This window comes from Thermogemmatispora sp. (genome assembly GCF_019683755.1).
Lineage (GTDB): Bacteria > Chloroflexota > Ktedonobacteria > Ktedonobacterales > Ktedonobacteraceae > Thermogemmatispora.
This window is the reverse complement of the sequence record NZ_JADGHT010000358.1, coordinates 1-4,581: the sequence shown is the minus strand read 5'-3', so window position 1 is coordinate 4,581 and position 4,581 is coordinate 1. Positions and strand designations below refer to the sequence as shown.

The following is a 4,581-nucleotide window of genomic DNA, read 5'->3' as shown; positions in this document are numbered from 1 at the left end:
GAGCTATCAAGTACGGGAGAGAAGTGCTTTGGCCAAACAACTCCGTCTCGACGTTGCACAGCTAACAGACGTTGGCCGCAAGCGTGAGCACAATGAAGATAATATGGCCTATGTCATCCCCAAGGACCCCCAGGTGATGGCGACCAAAGGCTCACTGTTCATTGTGGCCGATGGCATGGGCGGTCATGCGGCGGGGGAAGTGGCAAGCGAGATTGCCGTAGACACTGTAAGCACGGCTTACTATCAGGACGACAGTGATGATGTTCCAGTCGCCCTGATCCGTGCTATCAAGCGCGCCAATGCCGCCATCCATCAGCGTGCAGCAGAGAACATGCTGCGCAGCGGCATGGGCACTACCTGCGTGGCAGCGGTGCTGCGCGGGAATATGGCCTATATTGCCAATGTGGGCGATAGCCGCGCTTATCTGATCCGTGGTAAGACGGTCAAGCAGATCTCTCAGGATCATTCCTGGGTAGCCGAGCAGGTACGCGCAGGCTTGCTGACTGAGGATCAGGCCCGTACTCACGCGCAGCGCAATGTGATTACTCGCTCGCTGGGCACCCAACCCGATGTCGAGATCGATATTTTCACCGAGCCACTGCAGGAAGGCGATTCGCTGGTTCTCTGTACCGATGGCCTCTCTGGGCTGATTACTGAAGATGAGCTACAAGAAATCGTCAATCGCTTTGTCCCTCAGGAGAGTGTCTATCATCTGGTGGAGCGTGCTAACGAGCATGGGGGACCCGACAATATTACCGCAATTGTGATCCGTGTCAACGAGGTAGGAGTGGAGCCTCCACCTCGCCAGAAACGCCCGGTGGCGGTCGGCGGCCCCGAGGAGGATACAGCGATTCTGGAAACGGCGGCTTCTTCTGGGGGTCAAGGTGGGGCTCGCTATGGTAATGGTCACAGCGGTACCTTCTCTTTCTCTGCTCGCTCAATACCAGCTCTAGCCGAGCCTGCGCTGGCTGCTCCTGCTTTGTCTCACCCCAAGGGGCGGCGGCGTGGACGCATTTTCGCTCTCACTGTCGCGCTGATCACGGTCGTCCTGCTGGTACTGGCTGTTGGCTCTCTCTACTATCTGGTGCTGCGTCAGGGCCCCGATCCTGATCAGGTGCTGGCTCAGGTCACTACTCTGCTCGATCGCGCGGCTGGCGAGCTCAGTAGCGATCCGGCGCGTGCTTTGCAGGATCTGGCCAGTGCCCAGCAATCTCTACGCTCGCTCCAAGGGGTGGCGCTCTCAGATGCTCAGCGCAGTCAGTTAACCAGCCTTCAGCGTGCGCTCGCAAGTCGCACACAGGCGGCCCTGGTAGCGTACAATAAGCATTTTGGCATTACTTCCCTTCCTTGCTCTAATACTGGTGTCAGTCCGATCAATACCGGTAGTATCGCTACTCATGCGCGCAGCCTAGCGATCTTGCAGCAGAAGGGGAAGGCGCTCTTGTACGCCCTAGGAGAAGACAATCAGCTCTACCCGCTGATGCAGGTCAATCAGCAGTATAGTCTGCAGAGCCATCTTGATCTTGATGGACGAAAAGTTCTCAGTATGGCCAGCGCGAATGATGGCTCGCAGCTCTATCTGCTCCTGGCTCATGCTGTACAGAGCCAGGGGGCGACAACAACCAGCTATGAGCTGGCGGTCCTACAGGCGGGTCAGACGAAGGCCAAAACAGTCCCCATTGATGAAGCTCTCCTTTCTAATGGCCAGATTCCTTCGTTAATGGCTGTCTGGGATAGTGATATCTATGTGGTTTTCTCCTCCAAGCAGGCCCCGAACAGCGCCCAGATCGTTGATTTCGATCGCACCAAGCTAGCAGCCAAACAGGCTCCGCTTCCGATCTCAGCCAACGTGGTAAGCATTGCTGCGTTTCCCAACAATCAGCTCTTCCTCCTGTTAGGTGATGGTAGCGTCCAGAGCTTGCAATACAGCTCGGGCAAAGCCCAAGAGCCGGTACCAGTTCCTGTGCAGGTGCAACGTCCTATTCCGAGCGCTCTCCCTATCAGTGATCAGGGTTTCACTGCTGCCACTCCTGTACCTACCGTCGCCGTTCCGGCGCAGCAGGGTCCTGTTCCACTCTTGACCTCTAGCAAAGCGAGCCTTGCATCTGGTCTTGTGAATCATATTCCTCATCTCTATGTGGCGGATAGCGCTACTCATCGTCTGCTTGCCTTGACGCCGCTTGGTGGAGGGGCAGCCGGAGGGACATCAGGGTCGAATAGTATCTTACTGCAGCTAACGGGACAGTATGCCTCGCCGAGCCTATTCGCCTCCTTGCGCAGTGTTCAGCCTGATCCGGCCAGTGCTGGTCAACTCTACACGCTGGCTCAAAATACTGCCTCCCTGCTCACGGTGGTCACCGTTAACACCAGCTCGTCGGGGAGTTGTGCCTGACCAGGAGATGGTGTACACTTGATGAAAAACTTTTAGGCAGAGAGTGGTTGGTGGGGACTGCTGACAGGGAGGCTTTCTTTCTTTTTCTAACCGGCTAGCCTGAGTTCGGACCCGTGGCGGTTCCCCTCTCTCAAGTCTCTCATGTGTGCGAACGGCAATGAGGAAGGAGTTCTGAGCAATCGTGAGTTTCGCCGTACATCATCGTACCCATACTTGTGGAGAGCTACGTCGAGAGCATTGTGGTCAACAGGTGCGTCTGGCGGGCTGGGTCAATCGCCGACGTGATCATGGCGGTCTCATCTTTCTAGATCTGCGCGATCGCTATGGGATCACACAAATTGTCTGTGATCCTTCGCGCTCAGCAGAAGCGCATCGTGTTGCTAGCGAAGTGCGTGCGGAGTATGTCATCGAGGTCACTGGGACAGTGACCCCGCGCTTGCCAGGTACGGAGAACCCCCATTTAGCGACCGGCGAGATTGAGGTAGCGGCGGCGACAATCCAGGTGCTGAATCCCTCGCGCGTGCCGCCTTTTCCGATTGCCGATGAGAGCCGGGCGGATGAGATCCTGCGCTTAAAGTACCGCTATCTGGATCTGCGCCGCCCCAAGATGCGTGATAACATGATCCTGCGCCATCGCCTGATCAAGGCCATGCGCGATTACCTCGATGAACGCGGCTTTCTGGAGATTGAGACCCCGATTCTGATTAAGAGTACGCCTGAAGGTGCGCGCGATTACTTGGTGCCGAGCCGGCTCTATCCTGGGCACTTCTATGCCTTGCCGCAGTCGCCGCAGCAACTCAAGCAATTGCTCATGGTGGCTGGACTAGACCGCTACTTTCAGATTGCGCGTTGTTTCCGCGATGAAGACCAGCGGGCGGATCGGCAGCCGGAGTTTACGCAGCTTGATATTGAGATGGCTTTTGTCGATGAGAATGATGTGATGAACCTCATCGAGGGGCTGCTGATCTTCTTGGTTGAGCGGGTGGCACAGAAGCGTATCAAGCAGAAACCTTTCCCTCGCCTCTCGTATCGGGAAGCCCTGGAACGCTATGGAACCGATCGCCCCGATCTGCGCTTCGAGCTGCCGCTAGTGACGATCTCTGATCTGGCCTCTGGCACTTTCGGAGTGTTTCAGCAGGCGCTGGCTGCCGGCGGTGCGGTCAAGGGCATCCGCGTGCCCGGAGCAGCAGGCTACAGTCGCCGCGAGGTCGAGGAGCTAACCGACTTTGCCCGCAGTCATGGGGCAAAAGGTCTGGTCTCGTTAGCTATTAGCCCAACGGGCGAGCTGAAGTCACCGCTGACGAAGTTTCTCAGCTCCGAGCAGGTGCAGGCGATTGTTGCACGCATGCAGGCTGGTCCAGGCGACCTGTTGCTGTTCGTTGCTGATCGCGTCGAGGTGTGCAATGAGGTCCTCTCTCGCTTGCGCTTGCATCTGGCTGAGCGTCTGCAGCTGGTCGATCCTCAGGAGTTGGCTTTCTGCTGGGTGGTCGACTTCCCGCTGCTAAGCTACAACGCAGAAGAGGGACGCTACGAGGCCGAGCATAATCCGTTCTCTGGGATGGCGGAGGAAGATGTGCCGCTGCTGGAGACGGAACCTCTCAAGGTGCGTTCACGCCAGTATGATATCATTTGCAATGGCACCGAGATCGGTGGGGGAAGCATCCGTATTAATGTTGCTCCGCTGCTCCATAAGGTCTTTTCTTTGATGCGCTATAGCGATGAGGAGATTCGCGAGCGCTTTGGCCATATGTTGGAGGCCTTTGAGTACGGTGCCCCCCCGCATGGAGGTATCGCGCTGGGCCTGGATCGCCTGGTGATGATTCTTGCCGGTGAACAGACGATCCGCGAGGTAATTGCCTTCCCCAAAACCCAGAGCGCTCAAGATGTTTTGCTCAATGCGCCTTCGCCAGTGGATGAACAGCAGCTTCGCGAGCTGCATCTACAGGTGCGCACCGGCGACCAGTCTCCTCAGCCTTCCGTTCACAACTGAGGAACAAGCACCGTCTCCAGGCTTCATCTGAGTCTCACCTTGAGCAGACTTCAGCTCTGTCCCGGACCCGGCTTTGGCTCGTGAGCTTGCCCGCAGCCGAGCTGGCCCTGGCTATACTGACGCCGCCACCGCTGCGGGCGCCGTTCCTCACAAGCGTCTACCGCTTTTTCTCTATAGATAATTAATTGAAGGTTAATAT

General features: G+C 57.0%; 2 protein-coding genes. Both read left to right on the top strand.

Annotated elements, in window-relative coordinates; all coding sequences use genetic code 11:
- Positions 1-28 precede the first annotated feature (28 nt).
- Entirely contained in the window at positions 29-2,392 is a 2,364-nt protein-coding gene (locus IRZ24_RS17100; protein WP_297166830.1) for a Stp1/IreP family PP2C-type Ser/Thr phosphatase, read from the top strand.
- A gap of 181 nt (positions 2,393-2,573) precedes the next feature.
- Entirely contained in the window at positions 2,574-4,382 is a 1,809-nt protein-coding gene (aspS, locus tag IRZ24_RS17095) for an aspartate--tRNA ligase (protein WP_297166828.1), read from the top strand.
- The last annotated feature ends 199 nt before the right edge of the window (positions 4,383-4,581 follow it).